Source organism: Kastovskya adunca (assembly GCF_059505785.1).
Genome location: NZ_JCACLG010000052.1, coordinates 109413 through 134085 on the forward strand (window position 1 = coordinate 109413; position 24673 = coordinate 134085).

General features: G+C 48.0%; 29 protein-coding genes. 3 read left to right on the forward strand and 26 right to left on the reverse strand.

Going from position 1 to position 24673, the window contains the following annotated elements; translation table 11 throughout:
- Positions 1-10: 10 nt before the first annotated feature.
- The 23 genes from AC5JR3_RS20350 to AC5JR3_RS20460 all read right to left on the reverse strand — a co-directional run bounded on the left by AC5JR3_RS20350 (position 11) and on the right by AC5JR3_RS20460 (position 20487).
- Positions 11-370, reverse strand: a complete 360-nt coding sequence (locus tag AC5JR3_RS20350) for a hypothetical protein (RefSeq protein ID WP_495848388.1) — start codon at positions 368-370, stop codon at positions 11-13.
- Positions 348-503, reverse strand: a complete 156-nt coding sequence (locus tag AC5JR3_RS20355; protein ID WP_495848389.1) for a hypothetical protein — start codon at positions 501-503, stop codon at positions 348-350. The genes AC5JR3_RS20350 and AC5JR3_RS20355 overlap by 23 nt, the downstream gene beginning before the upstream one ends.
- A complete protein-coding gene (locus AC5JR3_RS20360; protein ID WP_495848390.1) occupies positions 503-1591 on the reverse strand; it encodes a major capsid protein in 1089 nt (362 codons plus the stop codon). The genes AC5JR3_RS20355 and AC5JR3_RS20360 overlap by 1 nt, the downstream gene beginning before the upstream one ends.
- A gap of 4 nt (positions 1592-1595) precedes the next feature.
- Positions 1596-1994: a hypothetical protein gene (locus tag AC5JR3_RS20365; RefSeq protein ID WP_495848391.1), complete on the reverse strand. Its 399-nt coding sequence runs from the start codon at positions 1992-1994 to the stop codon at positions 1596-1598.
- A gap of 2 nt (positions 1995-1996) precedes the next feature.
- Complete coding sequence (locus AC5JR3_RS20370; RefSeq protein WP_495848392.1) at positions 1997-2614, reverse strand: hypothetical protein; 618 nt, start codon at positions 2612-2614, stop codon at positions 1997-1999.
- Between the two features lie 48 nt (positions 2615-2662).
- Positions 2663-2860: a hypothetical protein gene (locus tag AC5JR3_RS20375; protein WP_495848393.1), complete on the reverse strand. Its 198-nt coding sequence runs from the start codon at positions 2858-2860 to the stop codon at positions 2663-2665.
- The gene (locus AC5JR3_RS20380) at positions 2850-7787 is read right to left on the reverse strand and encodes a minor capsid protein (RefSeq protein ID WP_495848394.1); all 4938 of its coding nucleotides are present in this window, start codon (positions 7785-7787) and stop codon (positions 2850-2852) included. Before AC5JR3_RS20380 ends, AC5JR3_RS20375 begins: the two co-directional genes overlap by 11 nt.
- Positions 7784-9241, reverse strand: coding sequence for a hypothetical protein (locus AC5JR3_RS20385; RefSeq protein WP_495848395.1), 1458 nt, complete (start codon positions 9239-9241; stop codon positions 7784-7786). Before AC5JR3_RS20385 ends, AC5JR3_RS20380 begins: the two co-directional genes overlap by 4 nt.
- A gap of 59 nt (positions 9242-9300) precedes the next feature.
- Positions 9301-10788, reverse strand: a complete 1488-nt coding sequence (locus AC5JR3_RS20390; RefSeq protein ID WP_495848396.1) for a hypothetical protein — start codon at positions 10786-10788, stop codon at positions 9301-9303.
- Positions 10785-11309: a DUF3486 family protein gene (locus AC5JR3_RS20395; RefSeq protein ID WP_495848397.1), complete on the reverse strand. Its 525-nt coding sequence runs from the start codon at positions 11307-11309 to the stop codon at positions 10785-10787. Before AC5JR3_RS20395 ends, AC5JR3_RS20390 begins: the two co-directional genes overlap by 4 nt.
- Before the next feature lie 50 nt (positions 11310-11359).
- Positions 11360-11773 carry a Mor transcription activator family protein gene (locus tag AC5JR3_RS20400; RefSeq protein ID WP_495848398.1) on the reverse strand — a complete coding sequence of 138 codons (414 nt, stop codon included), beginning with the start codon at positions 11771-11773 and terminating at the stop codon, positions 11360-11362.
- Between the two features lie 205 nt (positions 11774-11978).
- Positions 11979-12206 (reverse strand): hypothetical protein, encoded by a 228-nt coding sequence (locus tag AC5JR3_RS20405; protein ID WP_495848399.1) that lies wholly within the window; start codon positions 12204-12206, stop codon positions 11979-11981.
- A 2-nt stretch (positions 12207-12208) separates the two neighbouring features.
- Positions 12209-14203 (reverse strand): hypothetical protein, encoded by a 1995-nt coding sequence (locus AC5JR3_RS20410; RefSeq protein WP_495848400.1) that lies wholly within the window; start codon positions 14201-14203, stop codon positions 12209-12211.
- A gap of 168 nt (positions 14204-14371) precedes the next feature.
- Positions 14372-14794, reverse strand: a complete 423-nt coding sequence (locus AC5JR3_RS20415; protein ID WP_495848401.1) for a gp16 family protein — start codon at positions 14792-14794, stop codon at positions 14372-14374.
- A 24-nt stretch (positions 14795-14818) separates the two neighbouring features.
- Positions 14819-15406: a DUF2811 domain-containing protein gene (locus tag AC5JR3_RS20420; protein ID WP_495848402.1), complete on the reverse strand. Its 588-nt coding sequence runs from the start codon at positions 15404-15406 to the stop codon at positions 14819-14821.
- A complete protein-coding gene (locus tag AC5JR3_RS20425) occupies positions 15406-15690 on the reverse strand; it encodes a hypothetical protein (RefSeq protein WP_495848403.1) in 285 nt (94 codons plus the stop codon). The genes AC5JR3_RS20420 and AC5JR3_RS20425 overlap by 1 nt, the downstream gene beginning before the upstream one ends.
- Positions 15691-16023: 333 nt before the next feature.
- Positions 16024-16224, reverse strand: coding sequence for a hypothetical protein (locus tag AC5JR3_RS20430; protein ID WP_495848404.1), 201 nt, complete (start codon positions 16222-16224; stop codon positions 16024-16026).
- Positions 16217-16813, reverse strand: coding sequence for a hypothetical protein (locus tag AC5JR3_RS20435; protein WP_495848405.1), 597 nt, complete (start codon positions 16811-16813; stop codon positions 16217-16219). The genes AC5JR3_RS20430 and AC5JR3_RS20435 overlap by 8 nt, the downstream gene beginning before the upstream one ends.
- Positions 16776-17036 (reverse strand): hypothetical protein, encoded by a 261-nt coding sequence (locus AC5JR3_RS20440; protein WP_495848406.1) that lies wholly within the window; start codon positions 17034-17036, stop codon positions 16776-16778. The genes AC5JR3_RS20435 and AC5JR3_RS20440 overlap by 38 nt, the downstream gene beginning before the upstream one ends.
- A complete protein-coding gene (locus AC5JR3_RS20445; RefSeq protein WP_495848407.1) occupies positions 17021-17290 on the reverse strand; it encodes a hypothetical protein in 270 nt (89 codons plus the stop codon). The genes AC5JR3_RS20440 and AC5JR3_RS20445 overlap by 16 nt, the downstream gene beginning before the upstream one ends.
- Complete coding sequence (locus AC5JR3_RS20450) at positions 17290-17997, reverse strand: AAA family ATPase (protein ID WP_495848408.1); 708 nt, start codon at positions 17995-17997, stop codon at positions 17290-17292. The genes AC5JR3_RS20445 and AC5JR3_RS20450 overlap by 1 nt, the downstream gene beginning before the upstream one ends.
- Before the next feature lie 70 nt (positions 17998-18067).
- Positions 18068-20296: a transposase gene (locus AC5JR3_RS20455; RefSeq protein WP_495848409.1), complete on the reverse strand. Its 2229-nt coding sequence runs from the start codon at positions 20294-20296 to the stop codon at positions 18068-18070.
- A complete protein-coding gene (locus AC5JR3_RS20460; protein WP_495848410.1) occupies positions 20296-20487 on the reverse strand; it encodes a hypothetical protein in 192 nt (63 codons plus the stop codon). Before AC5JR3_RS20460 ends, AC5JR3_RS20455 begins: the two co-directional genes overlap by 1 nt.
- Before the next feature lie 122 nt (positions 20488-20609).
- Here AC5JR3_RS20460 and AC5JR3_RS20465 point away from each other — a divergent pair, with 122 nt between their 5' ends.
- Positions 20610-21302 carry a helix-turn-helix domain-containing protein gene (locus tag AC5JR3_RS20465; protein WP_495848411.1) on the forward strand — a complete coding sequence of 231 codons (693 nt, stop codon included), beginning with the start codon at positions 20610-20612 and terminating at the stop codon, positions 21300-21302.
- Here AC5JR3_RS20465 and AC5JR3_RS20470 read toward each other — a convergent pair.
- Positions 21295-22047 (reverse strand): hypothetical protein, encoded by a 753-nt coding sequence (locus tag AC5JR3_RS20470; protein ID WP_495848412.1) that lies wholly within the window; start codon positions 22045-22047, stop codon positions 21295-21297. The genes AC5JR3_RS20465 and AC5JR3_RS20470 overlap by 8 nt on opposite strands.
- Before the next feature lie 244 nt (positions 22048-22291).
- Here AC5JR3_RS20470 and AC5JR3_RS20475 point away from each other — a divergent pair, with 244 nt between their 5' ends.
- Together AC5JR3_RS20475 and AC5JR3_RS20480 are read left to right on the forward strand one after the other, a co-directional pair.
- Positions 22292-22504 (forward strand): hypothetical protein, encoded by a 213-nt coding sequence (locus AC5JR3_RS20475; protein WP_495848413.1) that lies wholly within the window; start codon positions 22292-22294, stop codon positions 22502-22504.
- A gap of 30 nt (positions 22505-22534) precedes the next feature.
- The gene (locus tag AC5JR3_RS20480; RefSeq protein WP_495848414.1) at positions 22535-23050 is read left to right on the forward strand and encodes a hypothetical protein; all 516 of its coding nucleotides are present in this window, start codon (positions 22535-22537) and stop codon (positions 23048-23050) included.
- Here the strand turns inward: AC5JR3_RS20480 and AC5JR3_RS20485 are convergent.
- Positions 23047-23376, reverse strand: coding sequence for a hypothetical protein (locus AC5JR3_RS20485; protein WP_495848415.1), 330 nt, complete (start codon positions 23374-23376; stop codon positions 23047-23049). The genes AC5JR3_RS20480 and AC5JR3_RS20485 overlap by 4 nt on opposite strands.
- On the reverse strand, positions 23376-24596 hold the full coding sequence (locus tag AC5JR3_RS20490) for a hypothetical protein (protein WP_495848416.1): 1221 nt from the start codon (positions 24594-24596) through the stop codon (positions 23376-23378). The genes AC5JR3_RS20485 and AC5JR3_RS20490 overlap by 1 nt, the downstream gene beginning before the upstream one ends.
- Between the last annotated feature and the right edge of the window lie 77 nt (positions 24597-24673).

Here is a 24673-nt window from a genome sequence, read left to right on the forward strand (position 1 = left end):
TTCCGACCAATCAATAGGCTTGAAATTCCATTGAACTAGTGTGTATTGCTCGATGTCGTCCGATAGGGATGTCCATGTATTGAGCAAGTTCATAGGCTTTCGCCAGCTTTAGCTGTTCCATCCCGCTTGTCCGTTGCCCTGGTGCCCACTCGACAACATCAGCTTTTGTAAGAGCGAAGCTGGTTGAGGATTGCTCTGTAGCGATCGCCTCTTCTAGCTCATCCAGTTTTTCGAGGACAGTTAGCACCATTTGGCACAATAGCTCGGAGCGATTCACTATTTCGGCTTTCTCATGTACCTCCCCAATTTTGGAAGGCGCAAGTTTTAGATGCTTGATAACGCGATATTCATCGCTCAGAACTAGAGGCACGGCTCTCCTTGGGCTTTGGTGTGGTCGTGACTAAACCTAACCGCTTTGCCATATCTTCAGGAATTTCGACCTCCTCACCCGCTGGATAAATCTTGCCGCCATGAATGTAGGATTGATCGAGATTAACTTTCATTAGCTAATCCCTTTGATGACAGCGATCGCCTCTGGCTCAAGGACAACTGGGAAACTCGTTTGGTATGCTTCTCCTTCTAAACGAGGCGGCTTATCAGTTTTTGAGACGACATTGATGACTCGACCTGGCCCAGTTTGACCCACCGCCCGACCAATCGCGTAGTATCCCAAAGTGTCTTGGATTGGCAAAATTTGTCCGTCACCTAAATCAAGATTTTCATCTCTGCCTGTTGAGCAGATGAAAACCATACAGTCATCGGGCAAGAATCGTATTGAACCGTTTTGTGTGCGGTATTGTAAATCGTACAGTTCAATGGGGGGAAGTCCGTCTGCTCCAAAAATGGCATCAATAGAGGCTTTCTCCGCGCGACCTGGAACTCCCTGAATCTGACCTGTAGGTGAAACCTGAACTCGGCTAGTACGAGTCCGAACCTTGTCATTATTTCCCATGATGCTGGTGACTTTACGCCCCGATACAATCCGGCTAACCATATAGCCTTTGGCATAAAGCAGATCAACCATGCTGAAGATATCGACAAAGGGGTCGTAGGTATCGTCTGACCAAGGTGTGACGGCTGTAACGCGGTGCCCTGCTGGATTGCTGAAGTTAACAATTTCCTGATAGCTGTTGTCGCCCTGACGGACAACTTGGGCGTTGACAATTGCTTCCCAGCGCTCTTTTTCCGACTTCTCGCCTAATGCTCTGTTGAGGACTACATCTGCCCAATTGGCGACTTGTGCCATTGCTTCCATTGAGCTGCCGCGCCCTAGAAGCTTGATGAGAGCATCGTATTGTCGCCCATTCAGGTCACGGGCGATGTCGGAGTTGCCCAAGTCAACATCAACGAATCCAATTAAGTCTCCGTCTTTTTTCTGGGTCGGGCTGTAGCGGGTGCCGTCATTCGCTACAACGGTACGGAATTTCACCTCATCCTCGCGAAACATATTCTCTTCAACTGGACGCTCAGGCAAAATCTCGGCACCGATATAACGACGGCGAGGAGCTTGAAATTGAGCAAGAGGATTTCGGGCAATTTGAGCAAATTTACCCTCCTCTTGCATCTGACTAACGAGAGTTAATAAATCCATCTAATTAGACAACTCCAGTGGTGGTTTGGTATAAAGCGCGAATTTTGTCTTTGAGGGCAGTAGCCATCGTTGCCCAGTCAGGCAAGAAATTTTCTTTGACTAAGCTGTTGTGGCGGTAAAGCTCGCAATCTGCACAGAAAACGGCATCCGTTACGTCGAACGCCAATAAATAGATTTCCTCATCGGTGGCAGCGGCTACTCCGAAGCCAGTTCCCGCTGTGCGTTCTGCGAAAGTCCGACCTAGTAATGTGCCGGATTTAATAGGCTTGCGCCCTTCTACATCAGCAGCAAAATCAGCCGGATTGATGCGTGCCCCGCCTGGAATTAGGGAGTGACGATCTAGAAAGTCCCCTGCCCAAGCTGGCGGAGTAAGTTGAGGGGAGGAAAAATTAACTCTTGCCATGTTTAAGCCTTCAAATAGTCAGGAACTGTGTAGTTATTAGTCAGGTAATCACCAATTGGATCGGTAGAAGCCTTGCCGCTAGCACTTCCGCTGGGTAGCTGCGTTTTGGTGGTATGAAAAAGTGCGGGAAGAAAAGGCTTCCAGGTTGCGGAAGCTTCGGCATACTCGCGCAGTGCTTTGCCACCAACAGTGACGCTGTTGTTATCGGCGATCGCCAGTTCATCAGAGCAGCCCGTCAGGAGTTGTTCGAGAACTTCTGCAACAGCTCCAGACTTACTGGCCGCGCTCTGAATGAGAGAACGTTTTTCTGCTTGAGTTAATTTTGTTTCTGCTTCTTTCTTGGCGGCTTCTGCTTGCTCTACCTGAGTTCTGACTTGCTTCAAATCGTCTGCCAGAACTTTCACTTTATTGGCAGAGGATTGCAGCTTTGCCTCAAAATCTTCCCCTTCAGCGCCAGAAGCTTCTAGGATGTGAGAAGTGAGTGTTTCAAGTTTCTGGTTTTGTTGCTCTAGCTTGCGTTGGTCAGCAAGCAACCCAGAAACTTTGCCCTGTATAGCTTTGATAATGTCGTCGGCATCGTCGAAGTCTGCTAATGCAGCGATCGCGTCTTTGTAGTCCACAAAAGCCTGATGGTTATAGTTCTAGGCTCATTGTGGGGCGCTAACTTTTTAAGATTCAGTCTCAGATTTTTCAGGGGATAGAACTATGAAGGATACGGCGATTGGCTTATCTTTAGCTGAGAACTCGACTATCTCCCCTCTGACGGCTTGCTTCTTCTCTACCGGACTCCCATCAGCAGCTTGGTAGTACACCAGCGCATAAGCCCCATTGTTAGGCGTTGACCCTTCTACTCGTTCAATTTTCATCAGATAACTCCTCTAGGCGAATTTGGATATCAGACTGTAACTGCCGACGCTTCGCTTCAAGCCTGGCAGTTCTTTGCCCAAATCGCCGCTCTTTAGCGGTGGCTCCCCGCTCTGCTGCCTCGCGTCGGCGTTGCAGTTCCCGCGTATTTTCTGCAAGCTCTCGGCGGAGAGTTTGCAAGCGAGAATCGCTTTCAATTTGCTGACGACGGCGTTGTTCACGCTCCGAAACTGTCTGTCTCTCTGCTGCTTCTGCTTGTCCTTCTTCTGTGAGGGCAAACTCTGGCTCTTGCGAGGGTTGAGCGAAAGTAAGGAAGTCTTGCTTGACTCTCGCTCTCAGTTCAGTAAGTTGGGCTTGCAGTTCTTCTGCCGTTCGAGCTTTGCCATCAATTTCATAAATTAACGGTTGTGACAAATCGCTTTCTGCTCGCTGCTTGATGGCGGCACTATCTGCCAAGCCCTCTTCAATCCACTGGGCAATTTCTGCCCTTGCGGCGGTCAATTCTTCCTGGAAGGCATTGCGAGCGCGGCTGTAGGTTTCAGATTGGCTAATTATGGTGGCGGGGTCAGCTTCTTCGTCATCCAGTAAGATCCTCACGTACTCCTGATTCCAGGTCTCCAAATCGTTGAGTATCTTCTGGCTGTATTGCAGCAGATCGGCTACAGAGGTGGTTTCTGGCTTCTCCAGAAGTCGTTTAAGTCGAGCATCTGATGTGCTGCCTTCAGTCGCTGCTGCATCGCGAATCTGCTGCCACTCAGTAGCAAATTGCTCTGCTCTTTGCAGTGTTTGGCGCGAGACTTCGTTTGGATAATCCAAATCCTTTTCTAGAGCGGTGATTGTGCCGTTGATCTGACCGATAAGTTTGCTGACCCTTTCGGCTTCTTTACGCAGGCGGTTTTTAGGAGAATCGGATTGACCCTCATACACGATCGCCAAATCGGAGGGAATCTCCCCTGCTTCCCATTGCTTGGAATCAATCAGCAGTGCCACTACTCGCGGCGGATAGGTACGCAGGGCAATCAAATTTCTCTCGATAATTTGTAAATTTCGCTCTACCTTGCTAGCCATGTTGTTCGATGCTGATTGCCGTTGCAGCACATAGTCGTCTGCTAACTTTTGCTGCTCCTGGCGCTTGGTGTTGAGGCGATCGCTATAGTTTTGCCTCAGAAGTCGATAGTTGTTAACTTTCTTAGGTAGTTTGCCTTGCGTTTGTCTCAGCGCCAGGGATTGCTCATACTGCTGGCGTTTGCTGGAGTCGAGTTGGTCTACCCTTGTGGGCAGCTTTTGAACACGGCGCTGCAAATCAGCAAGCTGACTGCGAGAGTTGCTGGCGCGGCGCTGTACCTCTTCCAAACTGCTTGCCAGTTGCTCCAGCTCCTGAATACGGGGTGCTAAATCCCTCCGGTGGAGTTCCTGGGGAGATACCACTGATAAATCGCCGATCTGTTCTCGGATTCGCTGCAATCCTCTCAAAGCCTGAGAGCGCTCTGGGGAACGGTCTGCCTCAATGAGTGACTGTTGAGCCTCGTCGAATGATCGCGTTAATCCGTCAATTTCTTGCTGAACTTGCTTGCTCTTTCCGTCAGATTTGAGAGTATCTCGGCGAGTAGTGAGATCACTTAATAGCGCTTGTAACTTTTGAGCCTTACTGCGGACAGCCGCTGCATCAGCTCCTGATTTCTCTAAGGCTCGGATTTCCCGGTCAATAGATTTTGCCTGCTTTTGCAGCGCTTTGATTTGCTGGGGAGCATTGTCAAAGTAAGGAACGCCTAATGGGTCGGCGATACGGCGGTAGTTGGTCTCTAGAGCCTCTACCTCTCGATTAGCTTCCTCAATGCGCTGCGATTGAATTCGGGCTTGTTCGAGGGCAGATTCTTGCTTACCCTGAAACTTGGCAATGGCTTGCTGTCCATCTGCAATAGCCTTTCTCGCCTTAGCTGTTGTGCGCTGTTTAGCAGCCAAGACTTCCGCCTGTTGGCTGGCTTTTTGGATAGATTTGCTGACTTGTTCCGTCTGAATCCGCACATCGCTAACAATCTGAGGGCTGCGAGTATCTGGTCTACTTTCCGGTGGTGGGGCTACTGGCTTGGGCTTTTCTGGATGCCGATACTTGAGCATCCGAGCGATCGCTTCATACCGTGCAGGAGAAAAGCGTTTGAGGTGGTCTGGAGAAACAAAAAATTCTTTGACTGAATCGGCAAAGTCCTGTGCTGCCCCTGTTAGTCCATAGCCAGTCGTGGCACGCTCCTTCTGCATGGCTTGCCAGTACTCGGAGTTTTTTGGCGGTGCCAGACTTCCCCACTCTTGATAAGCCTTGAGGTAAGCCATCTGTCGGAGTAGTTCATCTTTTTTGGCTTGCCCTGAGTAGAAACTGACAGAGCCATCCTCTAAATTGACTGTTGCGGGAACCTTTGCGGTAGGCAGCTTGAGCTTTTTGCGCCAAAAGCGTTCGTAAGCATTCTGCTGCCGCGTTAGATAAATATTTTTGAGATTCCTAGTCAGCTCTGGAGGTAGATCCAATCCGGCAAACTGCCGCAGCAGATCCAAATCCCGTGATGATTCTTTTAAATCACCGCTGCCGTGCCAGTTGACGCCAGCAAAGCGGAATGAATGCATTTCCTCTTCATCAGAGGCACCAGGGGGCTTGATGTTCTTAGAGGCGTTGGCAATAGGCTGAATCTCTTCATAGACTGCTTTGCGAAGCGCTTGCAGCTTGGGTTGAGGCGGAAGAGCCTGCTGATTAATTTCAGCAATTCGCTGGCGGATGCGTCCTTCTGCTAGCCGAGCGTAAGCCCTTTCTTCCGATTGAGATTGTTGTAAAGCAAGTTTGTAAACATTGTCGGCAATTCGCTTTTCTAGCTCCCTATGCTCTGTTTCTGTCAGATCTAAAGGAATGAGAGCAGGAGGTAAGGCAAGCCTGGGTAATTCACCTCGTAACACCTTTCTAGCTTCTTGTCCTTCTGGAGATGCCAGTAAAGGCTCGATTCCTGGCAGTGGAGCTGGTGTCTCATCCCAGATATCGATCAGAAATTCGTCTAGTAAGTTTTGTCTTTGTTGTTCGGCTCTCTTAAGTTTTTCCTGGCGCTGTTGTTCTGTTTCCTGTTCTTGACGAAACTGCTGTCTTTCTAAACGTTCTAGTAACCCAAAGTGTTTATAAACTTCTAAAATGGCTTGATCGCTAGAAAAATACTCGTTAAGATCGTGACTTTTAACATCAGAAATTTCAATGGTGTTTATAGGTAAAAATGAGCGCAATATATCCCCTGCCCCCATTAAGTTGATGTACTGTCCTGGAGAAAGATTGGCTTCAATAAAACCAAAGCCAGGGCTACCAAACGATAACCCTTTAACAGGAATATCCATCTCATTACAGAGGAGAATAGCTTCCTCAATAATTTTTCCTCCAGAGGAATAACCAATAAAATTGGCAGGAATCCCATATTTCTTGTAATAAGCCGCTGCTGTTGCTGCAAGTCTGACAGCCGCAGGATTGCGACCACTGACAATTGCAGTAGATATCATTTTGGAGACTGCTCTAGATGCGTGAAAAATGCCAGTAGGATCGTTTTCGATGGGAACTTCTGTATCAAATTCTGGGTACTCAAAAGCAACTTGATAGTCATCTTTGGGAAAAATGGCTTTAAAAACACCGTTCAGAACTGTTGAACCCTTACCTTTACGACCAAAAAAACCACCAACAATGAAAGTGATACCTCCTTTGTCGCTCAGGTCTAAATCTTTCAGTTCTGCTTCTAGGTCGGGAACCATGTTCTTCGCTATACGAACAGATTCTTTAATTCCCTGCCGATAGCGTTCTTTAGCGAAGTAATAGGCAGTTAGTGAAACACCAACAATCGCTGAACCAATTACTAAGTTTTTTAAAGCTTGATTAGTTTTTTCTTCTGGAACTGGAAACGGTAAGGGTAGGGCGTCTGATTTTTGTGGCAGAAGAGATGCCACTAATCCAGCTAGCGCTGAACTGTAACCCTGTTGCTGTACCTCTGGGTCTTGATAGCCTTTACCCGGTATCCAGACAGGCTTGAGCGGTGCTAATCCTCCTGCACGTTCAAAGGGAGCAGCGCCGTAGTTGATCTGGTCTGGAGTTTTTTTCTGGCAATCTTGGGCGTGGCGAATAATCCAAGCATTGTCGATCAGCCCATTTTGCTCCCACTCAGGTTTCCAGGGCAGGTTGTAACAGCGGTCGTAGGGGTGGATGACTGCTGGTGCTTGCTCAATCGGGTAAACCTGCCCAGCACGGGCAGCACAGAATCCACAAACCCGCTCATCTTGGGTTGCAATCCGCTGGACGTATTCAATGCCATTTTGCTTATAGGTGAAGCGAGTCGCGTTATCTGTTGCGTTGAGCGTCTCCGTGCGGACAATGCGCTCTGCCTGCCCTTTGGTAATCCCAAGCTGATTACGCATCTCCCGCGCCACGCGCTGCACACCCCAACCTTGAATTAATCCCAGTTGAATTAACCCGGTTGCTCGATTGCGAAATTCTTCTGTGTGTTTAGATAAACGGCTAACAGAATCGCGTGCAGCAAAAGCTACTGCCTCAATAGGGACTGTGGCAGTAGCCTTGACAAAAGATTCCCCTTCACTAAGAGCAAGCAGTTCCTCTGCTAAGGTTGTCCCATTCTGGCTAGAGGTTTGTAGTAGTTGCTGAAATTCCCGCTCGTATTCGGCTCGATTGTTGGGGTTAACGAACGAAAGTAAATCCTTCAGTTCGCTTTGAATCAGTAGCGCTCTTTGAGTCGCCAGCAGCGAGTCATTTGCCCCGATTGCGGGGTAAGTAGTCAGCAGTTGCGTTTCCAGTTGGGAATACGAATTTTCTAGTGCTGCATCCAATCGTGTTACAGCACTACTTTCCAGGTCAGCAGTTACTCGGTCGTACCGAGCAACAAGCGTGGCAGATGCTTCGCTCATGTCGCATCATTTGCCTCTTGTTCTTGTTGCTGTTGTGGTTGTTTCTGATTAAATTCATCAGAGCTAAAAGGAGCTGAAGGCATCCGTTTCATGTCTTCTTTCCTCTCCCGCTTGATTAATTCCCATTCAGCATCTGGATCGCTAATGCCTGCCTCGCTCATTGCAGTAGTACGTGATCGCAATCCGGCGTTGTAGTCGTCGCGGTTTACCTGCCTCTCTTCTGGAAGCGGCTTCCCGGTAGCTAGCTTTAGCTCAACAACTGGCGTGTAATTTGGCTCATCCAGCAATAACAAGACGGTGGCAAAAACCTCGCTGAGAGCGGCTTCTACAACCTCCGAGTAACCCTCAAGGCGGGTTAAAAAGTCTTGTTTAACTGTTTCTCGGCTGATTCCTGACAGATTGCCATCATCGGATACCAGCAGGTGCCCTAAGCCAACTGAGCGATAGAAACAGGCGATATCAATATTTATAGAGTCGCCGAAAGTCTGAACGCCGACAGGTTCCCGGTACTGAATAGAAGGGTTCGTATACCCTACAGGATTTCTTGGATCGCCCAAGGGTAATCCCTGAATGAAGGCAAGTTTGTTTGCTCCAAATTCTATTGCTCCAGGCTCAGTAACGAATCTTTCGCCACCAGGAGCGGAAGGGTCTTCTTCCCAGCGCCCCGGCATCTGGGCGTTTAGAATGACCCGCTCCAGAAAACCTGCCATGTTGTTATTGACGCTTTTCATTGTTAACGTCTTGTTGATGCTGTTCTGTGCTTGTTTGGCATCAATACCGAACAAGCAAGAACTGCGTAGCTCAAATATTGGCAGTCGTCCGCCTAAATCAATTGTGTAGGGTTCTTTTTCAGCTTTGCCCTCCTGTACTTGAACTTCGCACTGCCCGTTATCCAGGAGGGTGTATATTTCCTTTCCTTTGCTGTGACAGTAGGTAGCTTTGTAGAGGATGCCGTCGTCATCTCGTTCGGTGATTACTGATCCTGGTGATGGGCAGTGCAAAACGATCCGTTTCCAGGATTCTGATGCTTCTGCGTAGCGCTTAGGAGAATAGAGCCGCAAATATCCTGTTCCCGTTCCGTTACCATCTCCCCGGACAAGCATTTGGGTGACAGCTTCGGCAATCGGCTTTCCTTGATTTGTGTTTTGAGAGACGGCTAGATGCCTTTGCCAATCCCACCAAGATTGGATTAGAGCCTCAGTTTTTGATTCCTCTACCTTCTCTCCGTTAGTCCCTTTCAAATACCAATTAAACGGCTGTCCGATTAAGGCATCTCTATAATGATGAGCCGTCTCGCGGATCAAATTATAGGAGTGATAGACGCTCTGAAGTTGCGCTATGACATCGGAATACTTGGGGTGATTCTGAGGTGGGCGCGGCCCCGTCCAAAACTTGAAAGTGTCTCCGGTGTAATAAGCCCAGTTTTCGTCCATGTCAGTTGAGAAGCTTCTCATTAACTGTCATGGATGGCAATTAAAAAAATCAGGCTTAGTTCTCAGGCCCCGCAATCAAACTACCAGGCATCAAACGACGTTGAGCCTTGGCTTTTATACCCTTCTTCTTGATCGTTATTACTAGCGTGCCAAGCCAAAGCGGCAGCGATCGCCCCATCTCCATGCCGCTGCTTTCCATCGGTGCCGCGTTTGCGTTTGCTATCGGGCACTTTAGGTACGCCACGCTCAACGACAACGCATCTATGGTCAAGCAGTAAGTCAGAATCTTCCGGCAATAGGATTGAACGATCTTCAAGTGCTGACTTGTATTTGGGCATGTTCTCCAAATACCAGTTGTTCGTCAGCATGATTTGGCTGATGCGACTGATACCGTAGCGCTGCATCGCTACCTCAGCCAGATACTGACCATTACCCCGCGCATCGTGAGAGCCGCCAACAAATCTCGGCAGGCGGTCTGCGAGGTAAAACAAAATTTGCTCTTGCTGTTTAAAAGGAACGTTCCGTAGTTCTAGACCGAAAGGGGCTTTCCTCACTAAGTTCGGTTGCTCTTGCAACGGAATGATGTAGGACAAGTCCCCTGATCGCCCAAAGTCCATGCCGTAGGAGGAGCGGAGATGGGGATGAAGTGTGTCTAAAAGGGGCGCGAGGTGAAATTCCAGCCAGTCTTGCATCTCCGAGAAACGCTCTTCCTCGGACTTGAGCGCAAATTCATCCGGCAAGCTGAGACGCAAAACCGGAGTCTCGGCGGACATACATTGCTCGACTAAAACTCTGGGGAAATAAACTCCTCCGCTGCGGCTGGGGATGCAAAAGAGTTCCTCGTCAGCATCATCCCCAAATTCCTCAATGGTTTGTTCCTTCCACTCTGCCTCTGCTTCTGCACTCCACTTCTTCCCCATTACCAGGCAAATGCGCCCGTATAATCCCTCTTCTAGTGCCCGGTTGAAGTCGGTGAAATGTCGTGAGTAGGGAAACTTGCCTTTGATGACATCCTGCTCTAGTTCGTAGTAAGGCTCTTCAATGCCGTTGTAGGTCGTAATGATATGAATATGACTGCCCCATAGTCGGAGCGCTTTACCAGCTTTGAATAAACCTGGAAAATCATCGTGGAAGGATGCCTCATCAATGACTACTCGACCTTGGCGCGATCGCAGATTTCGCGGACTGCTGGAGAGGGCTTCGATCTTGTAGCCGGAGTTAAAGTGAATCCGGAAGACAAGGATACTCTTATCTTCGTCCCCATCCCGGAAAATTTCCTCATCTTCGTCGATTTGCGAAACAGCTATGTTATAGGCTTTTGCCCAATCAGCAGCATCCTCTACAAAGCCCCTGGACATCTCCTTCTCATAGCCAATGTAGTAGGTGTTTTCGCCGTTGGTCTGAGCCGCTGCTAGAGCGCAATCGCTAGCCTCTGTCCAAGAAATTCCTATCCGCCGTGACTTTGTATAGAGCTTAATACCGCTCGTATCTGCCAGCCAGCGCTGCTGGTAGGGCAGAAGGATTTTCGGCACTTCTTCCGGTGCCAGTCCTAGTTCCGAGATTCTCATTGAGCAATTCCTAGGATTTGAGCGCGAATATTAGCGGCGGTTTCGTCGCTCATTCCTTTTGTCTTGAGAGTCGCTGCCACTTTGTCAGCAGTGGCTTTAGCTTTCTCCAGCACTTCCGCCCGGAAGCGCTTCACTGTCACACTAGAGCGATTTAGGGTTGCAACCGTACGCCCCAGTTTATCTAAGGTAAGCTCTCCGTCATTCTCTAGTTCTAGGTCTAATAAGGCTTTAAAGATTTTCTGTTGAGTCAGTCGAGTGAGGGCATCAGCCAGGTCGTTCTCATCGTCGCCGACTGTTTCTGTAATTGCCTTCGCCTGCTCGGTGACTATCTTCAGGCTGTCAAGTTGCTCCTGGAACTCTTTCCCGTAGCGATGGATAGCTGATTTAGAGATAGAAAAACCCCGCTCGTTCAGCCACTCCGCTAGTCCCTGGTAGTTGGAAAATCCGCCGCTTATGAGACGGCGATCCAAATCAAGTCTTATTTCTTCTGGAAGCTGGAGAATTGTTGAACGGCGGGGCATATCGTTGTTTCGCTCATCACCCCAATGATGTTGCCGTTATACTAAGAAAATCAGTTCTTCTTCTGTGCGGCTTCGATGATTTTAGCGGCATATCTCGGATTGATTTTGTATTTCCGAGCCAGATTACCTGTAGTTTCTCCTTCCTTATGGTGCAACCGAATTACGGCATGTCTCGCCGATGCACGAGCCGATCGCGCTGTTGGGAATCTCAGGTAGTCGCCGCCGTACTCGCCGCACAGCTTCGTCGTTGCTACTTCTCCTATAAGAGGGATTAGACGATGCTCGGCTTTAACTTTTTTCGATATATAAAGCTTTTTGCCTGCCCAAATCTTGAGAAGAATCATTGTCTTCTCGAAACCAATTAAGTCAAGCAATTCATCCATCGACGACGGTAGATCTTTCTGGTCAATGGCATTCCAAATTTCTTGTTGCGTCTCTTCTTCCACGACTGTCACTACGTTCATTGGGGGATCTCTTATAAGGTTGCTTTTCCTCCCCCGTTTTATCCAGGCTTAGTTTTTTCGTGGAGTCGGGAGGTAGATTAAATCTATCTTTTGGCTGATTGCGTGTCGTATGTATGAATACTGACTTCATAGACTCTTCATCTATATAAAAAAATCCCTAACCTGCAAAGGCTAGGGGAACATTCTTTATTGAATTTCGTAACATCTAGCCTGCTAATGCTCGCCTAATTTGAACGACAGTTTGCCAGTTGAGGCCTAGAACTTTAGCTACTTCCCTAGGATCTTCTTCCTCATCAAAATCCATCACCGATAGAGCTAGTTGATAAGGTTCATCTAGCAAGGGAATAACAACCTGATAGGATTTTATGTTTTGGTGGATAAATTGCAGGCGATCACTTGCAAGGCGAATTTTGGATGCTGTGGATTTGTTCATTGTTACTCTGCTACGTAGCTTTCAACTTCTTGCTGCAACTCTTCCAACTCAAAACGAAGGTTCGTCAGCTTTAAATCTAAGTCGCCGTTCTTGGCATGAAGCTCGTTGACTTCCTTGTCTAGGCGATCGCGCTCTTCCCTCAACTCTCGAATTTCCTCAAATGCTACTTCTACCCCAATGGCTTCTAAATACTCAGCTAGTTCCTCCGGCGAGGAACATTCAATGAGAGTCGCCAAGGGTGTAACTTTCCCATCCTGACTAACTTGCTTCTGGTAGTTTGCCAGGGCAGCAAGAGAATTATCATCCTCTCGCCTAATTATCTCGACTAATACCGCCCCAACATGGGGTTCTATGACTTGATAGATACCAGGGTAAAACTTGCGAATTCGACATCTTTCTTCTGTGTTACTTTCAGCAAACTCTTTAGCCATCTCTAACCAGCCCACCAGGTCGATGTAGGCGTCCATTTCACTAGCTGTAGTAACTTGGGTGATGTCTTTCTTGACTGCCGTTGATGGCTTCTGTCCGTCACTGTAGAGCTTGTAAGTGAGGATAGTCGCTCTGTCCTTTTGCCAATCATGCCAATTTTCGCCGCTGGCGGGGCTAGGGCAAGACCCCTCGCCTGTCCAATCTAGGCGAATTCCTTGCTCTTGCACTTCAGCGACAATAGCGATAGACCCATGCTTATCAACGAGATAATCTCCTGATTCAATTGCCTTCGCCCAATATTCTTCCATCCAATAATCTTTGTCTGAGAAGAAATCGATTTTGTACTGCCAGTGTGTCAATCCATGTTTTTTGACTGAGCGAACTTCCTTAATCTCAAAACACTGACCATTCAGGGGATACCAGACGATCTGACCTTCTTTGAACTTAGGTTGGCTTTCTAGCTCAACTGCTTTAAGAAACACATAGGGGATAAATACCTTTTTCTCTCTGAGGTTTCGCTTTCCATAGAGGAGAACACATGCCTGGTCGTGGGGAGAGTTTCCTTTAAACTTCTCTACAACTCCCTTTCTGTGTATGTAGTCTAGAAAAGGGCCGCGAACCTGATCTCCGTAAACGACTTCTACTTCTGTTCCGGGCCTAAAGCGCTTGGACAGTGTTTTTGCTAGTTCCTCATACCACTGGCACACAGAAGCTTCAGCAAACTTTTGAGGGGTATCGTACAGGTTTAAAATTTGGCTATTTTTTGTGTTCACATACTCAGAGCGGTAGCCAGTTTCACTGATGACTCCCGTAAAACTAAAATGATGGGCAATTCCTTTAAGATCTGGAGTGAATGAAACGCCCACAGTGAGAGGAACCTGACTGTCAACTTGTACCTCAAAGTCTCCGGTTTCCAGCCACGCAGCAGGCATCTCCTGCTCTTTCTCGTCGGCTTTTGACTTGGAAGATTCTCCAATATTGGTAGTATTCATCTGGACAGTCTTGCCGTTGCGGGTGGCTTTGCGCTTCTGGGGCGCATTCTCCACCCGTTCTTTAGCAATTTGCAAATCCTCAATCTCAACGCCATTTTTTTGAGCTATTTCTTCCTTCGGTTTGTCCGAAGTTAATTTCATAAGCTCGATCTTGATGTTGCGAACTAATTTTTCGTCTACATTACAAAGCCGACCAATCTCTACATTTGACCATTGCGACCACTCTTCATCTTTGAGCGCTCGAATTACTGCTCTACGTTTGTCGGCAGCGGAGCGAGGCAAGCCGTGCCGAGAGTTGGCTTGAAGAGAATGTCGAACTGCATCTCTTTGAGTCCCTTGGTAAATATTGGCAGCAATGGTTTTTTCTTCTCTCTGTTCTTTACTGGTTAGGCGATGGTAGCCATCACCTAACCAGTAATTCAGACCATCAAAAAACAAATCGATAGGCGGCAAAGTTATGCCATTTTCCCAGGCTCTTTTGTACTCCTGCAAAGTTTCTTCGTGGAGTTTGGCGCGGGTTTGTGTTCCACCATCTCTCCTGATGAGCCTAGTGTCGATTTCTTGGTGTTCTACCATCCCCATTTCTCCTAAATGTTAACTTGCAGCACCAGGCAGGCACTGCATTTTCAAGTCCCTCTAGTTGCACGTGGGCGTGACTGGATGCCACAACCGAATATCTCTGCCCCTCGTAGAAAACGCGATCGCCTATTTGAAAAGCAGGCGGTGGGGACTGGTACGGCTTCTTCAACGTTCGAGCCATTTTTTCAAAGATTCAATCAATACAATTCGCTGTTTTTTATTTGTCCATTCCAGGCGCTCTATACCTGTCATCCGTTTTATCCAGACATTCAGCGCTGGTTCGCTCCCATCCTCGGTTTTTCCAGCGTTGTGGAGTTCTATCCATAGCGCTCGGATCTTATCTGTTTGATCCTTGCGCGGTTTATGGCTGGATGCGGGGCTGAGGCGCGTTTTAAATCCTTTGGCTTTAAATGCGTTGAGAACCGCATTTAAGCCTGAAATATCCAAATCCTTACAAGAAGATGCCCCGACTACACCCTGAAGAAATGCTCGATAAGCTTCCTCACTAAGTTTCAATTGCTTTTTAGCAACGTGAATCTTAGCTAAAAGCCGTTTTCTCTCTTCTGCGGGTAAGGATTCGCTTTCCATAGAAGCCCCAATGATCGAAAGAGCTTAGTTGTGGTCTGTACTTCCATTTTCTAGGCTTTGGCTGTAAACTTCCGCAACATCTAAGACTCCCTGCTGGAATAGGAAGGCGGCGATCGCCTGGGTGTAAAGCTCATTAGTATCGAGGTTGTGAGCCTCGGCATACTGTTTAAGGATTTGGTGGAGTTCTTGGGGGATGTGCGCCACCAAACTGATTTGAACGGGGCGCGAGTAATTAACCCCAGACACCTGTGGAATCTGTGGATTAAGGGCGGCGATCGGTAGGGATAGCTGCCCTTCCAAGGCAGGAACATTCCGCTTGAGCCTGCCAATAATTCGCAAAGAAGTTACCGCTCGACAATGAAGCCATTTGCAAACACCATTGATTTCTTCGCTGCTACTTGCCCAGTAGTACCCTGTTTCTGGCGTTGAGCAAACTGCGAATCCTTGGTCTCTTAATTCGGAGACTACATGCCGTAGCCTCCGGATTTTGGAAGGAGTAGCCAGGGTTTTTGTCATCGCTTCTATTAAATCTGCCCCTCGCATCCCTTTACTGGCACCCTGGCAGTAACTTTGCAGGAATGTAATGACTAGCTGCGGGGATATTTCTTCCATCACAGCCCCCCAATCTTCCTGAGGAGGGAAATAATCTTGCTGGAGTCCAGGAATAATATCTCGTAGGTCGGAGTAATGCCGCCATTGTATTGCGGCTTATTCATCCAACCGTAGTCAAATATTTGGGCTTGCAATTCCTGCCCAATGGCATTGTCATCCAAAATGAAGGTTCCATCTAGGAGTGCCGCTCGATAGCGTCGGGGCATTCCGTCAAAAATAATTGAGCTTTGTTGTTTTGGGCGTGCCCACTCAGGCACTTGATTTAGTTCATTTAGTTCTGGCATAGAGCCTCCTAGTAGTTAGAAATCTTTCTGATTTGCCCAAAGGAAAAAATGTGAAGCCGTTTTTTCCAGGTGTTCTCTGTGGCGTCGAAAAAATCTTGGCCCCAGAAAAATAGACAGACAGTATTATTTGATGCACTGATCTCGTGAACCGAACCAATGCGCCCGTTCCACTCGCTATTCGGTTTGGTAACAATCACACGGTCATAGAGTTGAAGCATCTTTAAAAAAGAGGGGAGGACAGCCTCCCCCGTTAATTGGGAGATTACACTGCGTATGGTTGCCCATCCGCTACACCCCAGGTGGGGCGTTTCGACTACTGGGCCAGCAGTCTCATCAGGCGGTGATATTTTTCTGCTTCATTAACTGGTCGTACTTGCCTTGAAGTTCCAGGTAACTTACATAGATGGCTATAGCTGCATCCCCTGCTTTGTCAGGATTAGCAGCGATGAACTTCTGATACTCTTCAAATTGCTGCTGGGAGTCGTAAGATAGTTTTGCCAAATCGGAAGGCATGAATTGACTGAGTTTAAGCACTGGCTATCTCCTTTTTGTTTTTGCGAACTGAACAGATTGTTGTATTAATGTTTGGGTCGTAAATCTGACCCTTTTGCAATTGCAATACTGGGGCTAGAGGCCCAGTATTTCTAACAAGGCGATATTCCGAGCCTTTCCGTCCGCCTCCGTTGCTAGTCAGGAAGCCAGCCCGAATCAAGGCAGCACAGTATTCGTAGGCAAAATCTTCATCAATTTCGGCGCACGTTTGTAGATCAGCTTGAGAAAAGACTTTCAAAACTCGCATCGCCTGCCAGCAACGAGTTTGCTTATCCGGGCTTTTCTGTTTGTTGGGATCTACTACCTCGCCACTGGCTACAATTGGTGCTTGTGCGCCAGTATTGTAGATGAGCTGATATCGGGTTATTTGTCTGCCTGCCCTATTGGGGTTTAATTTCTTCAAGTAGCTGGCTTTCTCCAGCTCTTGAACATACTGCTGAAGAAAACCACGAGAGGCACAATCAGCTAAATCTCGCAAAGTAAATTCGCCTAACTTCTGCATTCTTTGCCAAGTAAGTGTTCTGGGGATGGGATTACCGGGTTTCATCTTGCCCTCCCATCCGGTTGCCATACCGAAGATTTGATAGGCAACTCATCAGGCTGTATCCAGAAATCATTGATTGGGATGCTTCTTGGATGATTTCAGCAGCGATGAGTTCGATTTCTTGATCCGTTAGAGCTGCCTTAGAGGCACTGAAAACCTCTGATTCGTATCCCCGAATCTCCTCCAAAAGATCGTGGAGGACAGAACAAAAAGCTGCTGTGTAAATCCGCCCTACTACTTGTCCTCGCATCGCTCCACCTCTCGTCGATTGATAAATTCTGCAAGCTTCTCGATATCTGATGTCCCATCTATCTGCTGGAGCTGCTGATGACCATTCAAAAGCGACTGATGAATATCTTTGATAATTGGTGAGACTGAATGATTTGCTAGATAACGTTTGCCGACTGGACTATTCAAAGAGAACCAGCGATTGCAATCGCAACATCCCACCTGATTGCCGTGTCTAACTAAGCTGAAATGTCCGCAGAAGAAGTCGTTGATCATTACCGCTTACCTCCTTGGCGTTCTAAGTAGGCGTCCCACTGAACTTTGTTACAGGCTTCCCAGCGCTGGCTCTTGACAAAAGCCTCTACTTTGGCAAGCTCAACAATGATGCGGCGGACTGACCCTTTACATCTGCTGTGAATTTCAGCAATTAAATCTTCCTCAATGCCTACTTCACAGCAGGTTTGCGCCAACGACTTGGCATCACTGATGTCGCAGGGTAGGAACTTCAGTTTCTTTGCTAGTCGGCTGGAGAGTTGTTCTCGCTTTGCAAGTTTTTGATCGAGGTTCTGCATTCCGATCAAAATGACTGGGATGCCTGCTTTGTCGTGGACACTGCGAAGGGTTTCCAGTAAGCGGACATTGTCCACAATCCGGTCTACCTCGTCGATGAAGAGAGGGGCTTCAGCCGCTCTCAAGCGATCAATAACAAGGTCTTCAGTTGCTTTGGCTGAGCGCATTGGTACTGCGCCCAACTCGTGAGCAAGGTCGCCCAACATTGAGTAGGGCGTCCAATTCGATGAAGCCTCTAGATAAATGCCGCTGACCTGGACGGCAAGCCAAGCGATCGCCGTCGTTTTTCCGAGTCCACTTTGACCGTAAATAATACCCATTCTTTCTTTGACACGAGAGGGAAGATTGATCAATTCCTTGTGGGTTTCTGAGAGGAGTCGGATGTTTCTTGTCTTGGCTAGTTCATTTCGCATTTATAATGTCCTCAAAACGTGTGGTTTTTGCCCTCTGGTGTTGGTTGACTCCCGGTGCCAGAGGGATTTTTCATACTGCTAGCTGTTTGTCACCGTCAATGGCGACAACGGCTTCCTGCAAGCGTTCCAAGATCTGCTGAAGCCTGAGGGGCTTCAAATAGAGTTGGATGCCTTCGCCAGCGGCAGTTTCTGTCAGCCAGTACTTCATCCAAGTCACTTCAGACGCTGGAATAATTTGCCCCGCTTCGATTTCCGACCAAAGCGCGTACCAGTACTCGGAATCCCGAATCTGAAACTTGGGCGTGGCTGTTTTTTCGATGGCTTCTAAAGCTGCGAGTTCGCGCTCTAGCTCTTCCTCAGAGGGAGGTTGAGGTAAAGTCGGTTCTCGCAAAGCTTCAACTGCCTCTTGGGCTGCTCGCAAGCCCTTGCTGCTGTGTTCTTCAGATGGCGCGGGGAACGCTGCCAACTGATTTGCAGCTTCTTCTCGGTGGGATAAAATCTGTTCGACGATTTCGCCAGTGTTTGCCCTTTTGGCGATCGCCTTGAGGGCTTTGCGCCCTGCTGAAATCCGCTGCTTCTGTAGAGTTCTAGCAGCGATGGCAACCTCTTTCCGACTGATGCCTGTTCTTTCTGGGCATTCAGCAACGCAGATGAAGCGAAGATCGGAGCCGCCAAATATATAGAGGCGTCCCAAGTCGTGAGGATCAAAGCGCACCTGGACGGATTGCCCGATGAACGCCTCCAGTTCTGGAGAAATGAACCAAGCTCCCTCTAGCTGAATGCCGCGTTTTTGGACTCTTCTCATACCGTTGCCGCCAGGGGCTTCGGCAAGCAGGATATCCAAAGCTCTTTCATCCACTATCGTTCGGATGGATGCGCGGCTGTTGGTCAGAACTTGGAAGGGCGTTTGCTCTTGCAGACCTTCATGAGAGCGGTGCTGGTAATCGTCATCGCACCAGCGATCGCAGAACTGCTGAAATTCAATGTTGCTGATTCGCAGCTCAAGCGTCTTGTCTTTCTGGAATAGGCGATCAGCAAAGGAATGCCGCGCTTCCAGTTCCCGACGTTCAGTAACGTTGTGTCCGACGTAGCCAGGTAAGAGCTTGAGAATGTCGTGAGAGAAAGTTTTGAAAAACCTTTCGATATGGGGTTTCTGCCAGGGATGGAAGGGTTGGCAGAGTTTTTGCTTGATGTCCAGACCAGCCAAAACCCTTAGTAGATGGCGACTGGTGTAGTCTTTACCGTTGTCGGTCTTTACAACTTCTGGGACTCCCCACTCGAGTAACGCACGGCGGAGAAGAGCGGCGATCGCGCTTGCCTTACTCGTCCTGCTTACCAGCAACATTGCTCGGCGCGTGTAGACATCGATCAAACCGACGATGTTATATCGCCCATCTTCCAGAAGGATATCGGCAGGGGTGCTATCCAGCTCCCAGAGCTGATTTGGATACTTGATATTCTCCGAGTAGCGTCCAAAAGCTACCATCCGCTTTGACTTCCAGGCGTCTGGATTGCTAGTTGCCAGAAGGAGATTCTCGTTCTCCTCCCTCCAGCTCGCTACCCACCGCTGGATAGTGCGAAGTGAAGGAAGAATCTCGCGCTCAAATCTGCCTTCTAGCGCCAAGAAGACATCCTGTGTCGAGGCATGGGGGAAGTCGATGAGCATCGCAGTAATTACGTCGCGCACCGCAAAGCGCTCATCAACCTTTGATCTTCCTTTGCGGTGCCCGTGCTTTCCCGCCAGTCGATTGACCCCTTCTTTTTCTAGCTGTTGGCGCTTCCGCTCCAACGTCATTCTTGAGAGATTCTTGGGAAGAATCTCGCGAACATCTGAAGGAATATCAAGTTTTCCAGCCTTGTAGCGGCGACAGAACTCGAACTGGCATTCAATTTTCTTCAACCCCTCGTTGTTACAAAAGTTTTCCCACTCCCGTAGCACGTAAACCCAAGCATCAATTCGCTTTTGGGCTTTTTCGCCTGCGGGAATCTGTGTATCAGAGTCCTCAATAAAGGTTTCGGTTTGAATTGGTTGGGGAGCTACAACTACTGGAGGATTTTCATAATGTTCGGAGCTTGCCGAGCAATGTTCGGACTCAATCGAGAAATGTTCGGAGTTTAAAGCCGCTTGTGTTTCTGTGGGCAAGCAGTCCAGGGAATATTCCCATCCTCCGCCCCGCCCTTGGCGCTTACGTCGGCTGTTAGCACACTCTCTTTCGAGTTTTTTTGTGACCCCTCGCCTGGTGTTTGGCATCCCAGGCAGTCCAACCAAATCTAAAGGAGCGATCCACTGTTGCACCATCACGCCACCTCACATGGTGACTTAAACTCACCCGCTTCTATCCCTTGGCGTGCAGCTTCCTTTTCTATGATTTGAGCAAGCCAATCTTGCTCAGAAACCCCTTGACGGGCGGCTCCTAGGCGAACAAGGTACCACAGCTTTTTATCTATTCTTGGTCGTACTTGTTGGCTTTTTTCGCTGTTTGCGTTCACGGTTCCACCTAATTGTTCGTGCTGTTAGCGGTGTTAGTGGTGTTAGCACTATCATAATGGTGCCAGTGGAACCAGTCAAGTTATACTGAAGCCAAGCAAGAAGAAATGCAGTAGGCAAGCCAGTGACAGCGATCGTCTTCAATTTTGAAAAATTGACCAGACCCCGACCAAACTACACAGCCGCAGGAATTGAGCGGTTGCAGGCGGTCATCCGCGCAACCCTGGCGATCAATTCCTGGTCAACTAGGCAACTGGCAAAAAGAGCGGGTATTTCCCATGTCACCGTTGCTAAGTATGCGAATGGCTCGTTGAGAGAGCCGCAAGAAGACATTCTCAAGGCTCTGGCTCCTTACATCTACAGAGCTACGTTCAGCCAGAACAACATTGAAATAGCCTCAAAAACTTATCAGGATGATTGGGAGGCTCTTTGCACAATCGCAACAGATGAATTTTGTAGCGGTTCGCAAGGGTTTCCAGATCAGGAGGGTGCTATGTCCGATATTGCCAGGATGATTCGGGAGTGTGTCAATTTCAGAAATCTCTCCCAGCAAGAAGTAGAGGCTCAACTGCATGAAATGCAAAAAGCCAAAACAGCTAAGATGTCCGTTGAACGCCTTCGTCAGATTCAATCCGGCGAACATAGCGCTCTGTCTGACGATGAAGTCAGGATCATCCGAGTTTTAGTCGATCCCTTTGAAGATTCAGGCATCTACCGCGAAAGCGAATGGCTAGAAGCGGCAGGCTTGAGAGAAAAAAATCCCCCTGCTCAGCGAGAGCAGAGGGCAGACAACGGAATGTCTAATGGGGTTAAGTGATAGGTTGCCGCTCTTTGCAGTAGCAAATGTAGACTAACAGGTTGAGATCCTCAACTTGAGTGATTTCTATATCGGCGTTGTAGAGCCTCTCTTCAGCCCTACATAGTAAATCCCGCGTAGGATCGACGGTATAGGAGCGGTATTCGTAATCACGAAGGATTGTTCGTTGTCCTTCCGGCGCTGTAGAAATCTCTTTCATCAAGGCTTCATGCCGCTTCTCAAATTCGGGACGATCGAAAAGCAGTGTCACGTCGTCACCGTGCCATCGGGGCGCGATTCGTCCCGAAAAATCCGTAACTTGGGAACTGGTCAGGATGCAGCGCTGAGGCTGTCCCCAGTGCCAATTGTGCGGAATCTCGACAAAATAAGCTGGATAGTCCGAGTTCAGGGCTATGCGTAATAAGTCAGCATACTTGCAACTGTTTGCTGTTGTTGTTGGTAAGATCATATTGGGTTGCACCCCCTCATAGATTGAAGGAGAGGAAACCGAGCCAAAAAGGAATCCTCTCCTTTTAAATATTAATCTTCCAGTCAAGCCCAATAAAGTAGCGCTATCTAAGATGAAGTGGCGTTGTTCCCAAAGTTTGTCTAGGTTGCTAGTTTGAGAGCAATCTACGATGAGCGCCACTTCTCCATCTTCTTGTTGCTCTCTCCAGATATCACAAAACTCCAGAAGCTCCTGACATTCGCTCAGAGAAATCAAGTTTTTAATCGCTTGCAAAGTTAGGGCTGATTGGCTCATCATTTTTAGTTCCAAGTTCCAAGTTCCAAGTTCTTGTTTTTTAGTTCCAAGTTCCAAGTTCCAAGTTCCAAGTTCTTGTTTTTTAGTTCCAAGTTCCAAGTTCAGTTCCAGGTTCTTGTTTTTTAGTTCCAAGTTCAGTTCCAGGTTCTTGTTGCAACTACTTTCTATTTATTGCTTTACTCTGCGAAAAAATCCAGATCCACTGGTACCATTACTACACTAAACTCTAGAATAATTTTCTATCTACATGAATAATCCAAAATCAAAACCACCTCAAAACAATGCCCAAAATCAAGTAGTTACAGAACTAGCGGCAATGCGTCAGGAGTTACAGGAGATTAGGAAAGAAGTCTCTATATTAAGAAAAAACCTGACCAGCTCTGTAGCTTCAGGAGTTGTCTTAGGCTTCTTAATTATTGCTGGTATTGGTTTAGTTCTCCAGCTTCTCCTAAATCGATAAAATTTAAAATAAGTTCACTAAGTTGTAGTGATGAACTACGAAGACTTATTTCTGTGGCGCAGTATTTGTGAGCTTTTAGTTGAGAAAAAGGGTTTCGCCGATCCAGACGAAATTCTTTCTGCTGTGCCTGGTGCTGTCCATCTTATTAGTTTCGATCGCACTCACCGCCAAGCGCTCTGGGATGCTTACAAAATCCAGTTGATTATCTGGGATAATCACCCTCGCAGATACCAATACCAGGGCTGGAATCTCAAAGGTAACTGGGAATTTAAGATAGATTTTCTGGAGCAAATCTACATCTTTGGCAAAGACCCAGACTTCTTACCTAAGATTTGGCTAGAGAAGTGGCAGCGCAAGCAAGAACAAAAGCGCCAGAAAGAAGCCGAAAGAGAAGAGAGGTGGCGACAGTACCACATCAAACGACAGGAAGAACAAAACGAGCGTATGCGACAGAGGGTTAAGGAAAACCGCTGCCCTCATTGCGGCATTCCTCAAATCGCTCTGATGCTCGATTGTCTAAACTGCGGCAAAGCCTACCAAATCTAATACTCCTCTTCCCAAAACTCCTCATCAACAGCTTTAGGAAAGTTCGATTGATTTAGAGGCGCTGATTGAATTCTCGCCTTCTGCTTTGCATTGCTGCGATTCAAACCCAGCACACCTGGCGGCGTATAAACCACCGTGTCATTAGCATTGAGTCGTCCAATCGCGTTCCCGATCGCCGACGACACCGCCACAATCAATCCCACTGTCATTGACGCTGACAGCTTCTCCCCCGCCTCAACTTCTTGAACGTAGGGATAGACCGCCGCTGAAACCAAAGACACTAGCGACCAAAAGGAAGAGGTAGAAAAGTAATTTTTTACTTGCATCAGGAGTACTTAATTTCTAAAGGAATAGTGTCGATACCAGCCGACTTCGCCTTGTTCAGCAGCGGTACGACCAAGGAATCAAATGAGTGCCGATTCTGAACAACAATGCAGCCAGCACTGCCAGGAACGTTGCCATCAAAGTGCAAGCCAATGTCGCTACGTCCGTACTCCCGCATTAGGAACGGCAAGATGGGGTAAAACATTCCCTCTACTCCCTTTTTTGGGATGTAGATGCCGTTGGTGCTGATCTGTAGATTCTTTGCTGGGGGGCAAGGGCCGCGACCGCGACTAGAGAAATTCGATGCACTCTGATAACCGGAAGCACCACTGGTAACAACGACCCTTAAAAGCTGCTGCCCCGACTCGTTATAGAAGGTGAGATTGCCTAGCAATAACTGAGGCGATCGCCCCAGCTTCATCTCAAACACCGCTAACTTCGGCAAATCCGATGGAGGCGTGAAGATACTCAAAGGGCGTATAGGGGCATCTCGCCAGCGCTTGGCAAACTCTTCTAAAATCTCACTGTTGGTTTGCGACTGGAGCCATTGCAATGCCGCAGTCTGGTGAGGTAGATCTTGAAAATATTGAGCTGCCTGGGTCAGTTGAATTGATGCGTTACTATCAAATTTCTGCGGTGAGGTTTCTTCGGGAGCCTCTTTTAATAGCCACCATATAACAGCCGCTGCGCCTACCTGTTCAGAGCAAGCGTGTTGGTCAAATCGACCATCAGCAACGAATTTGCCTTGCTGATACCAATTTGTACTACTCCACAAATAAGGAGTAAAAATCTTTTTAGTCCGATATCCAAACCCGTTGTAAAGCTCCAAACGCCAGAGCTGTGCAGCGATATCCCACTGTTGTGCCTTTTGATGATTCTGCATCATCAAGGCGTCTACGGCAGATTCCTCGAAGCTGTAGCTTATCCCGTTATTGGGAGGCGCGGTTGGTCTCCCCGCAGGCACTCTCACAGTCCGACTCTTTAGGGAATCCCCATTGTGAAGATGTGCCTCAGCAAAGCTAGATTCTAGGCTATGTATGATTCCTGGAAAGTACCAGGGCATGAGCGGGTTTACCGCCTTCGCAATCTGCTCGTAGCGCTCCCTTCCTTCCTGAATCCTGGTGCAAGTCGATTGGATTCGCCCGATCCAGTTAGAGCGGATTTTGATCTCCGCAAACATCTGCTCATATTCCGGACGCAATTCACCCAGTCTGTAAGACATTTATAGAATGAGAATGCAGTTCTTCCCCTCAATCAAACTCCACAAACCTAGAAATTTTCAGTCTGCGTTTTCTAAAT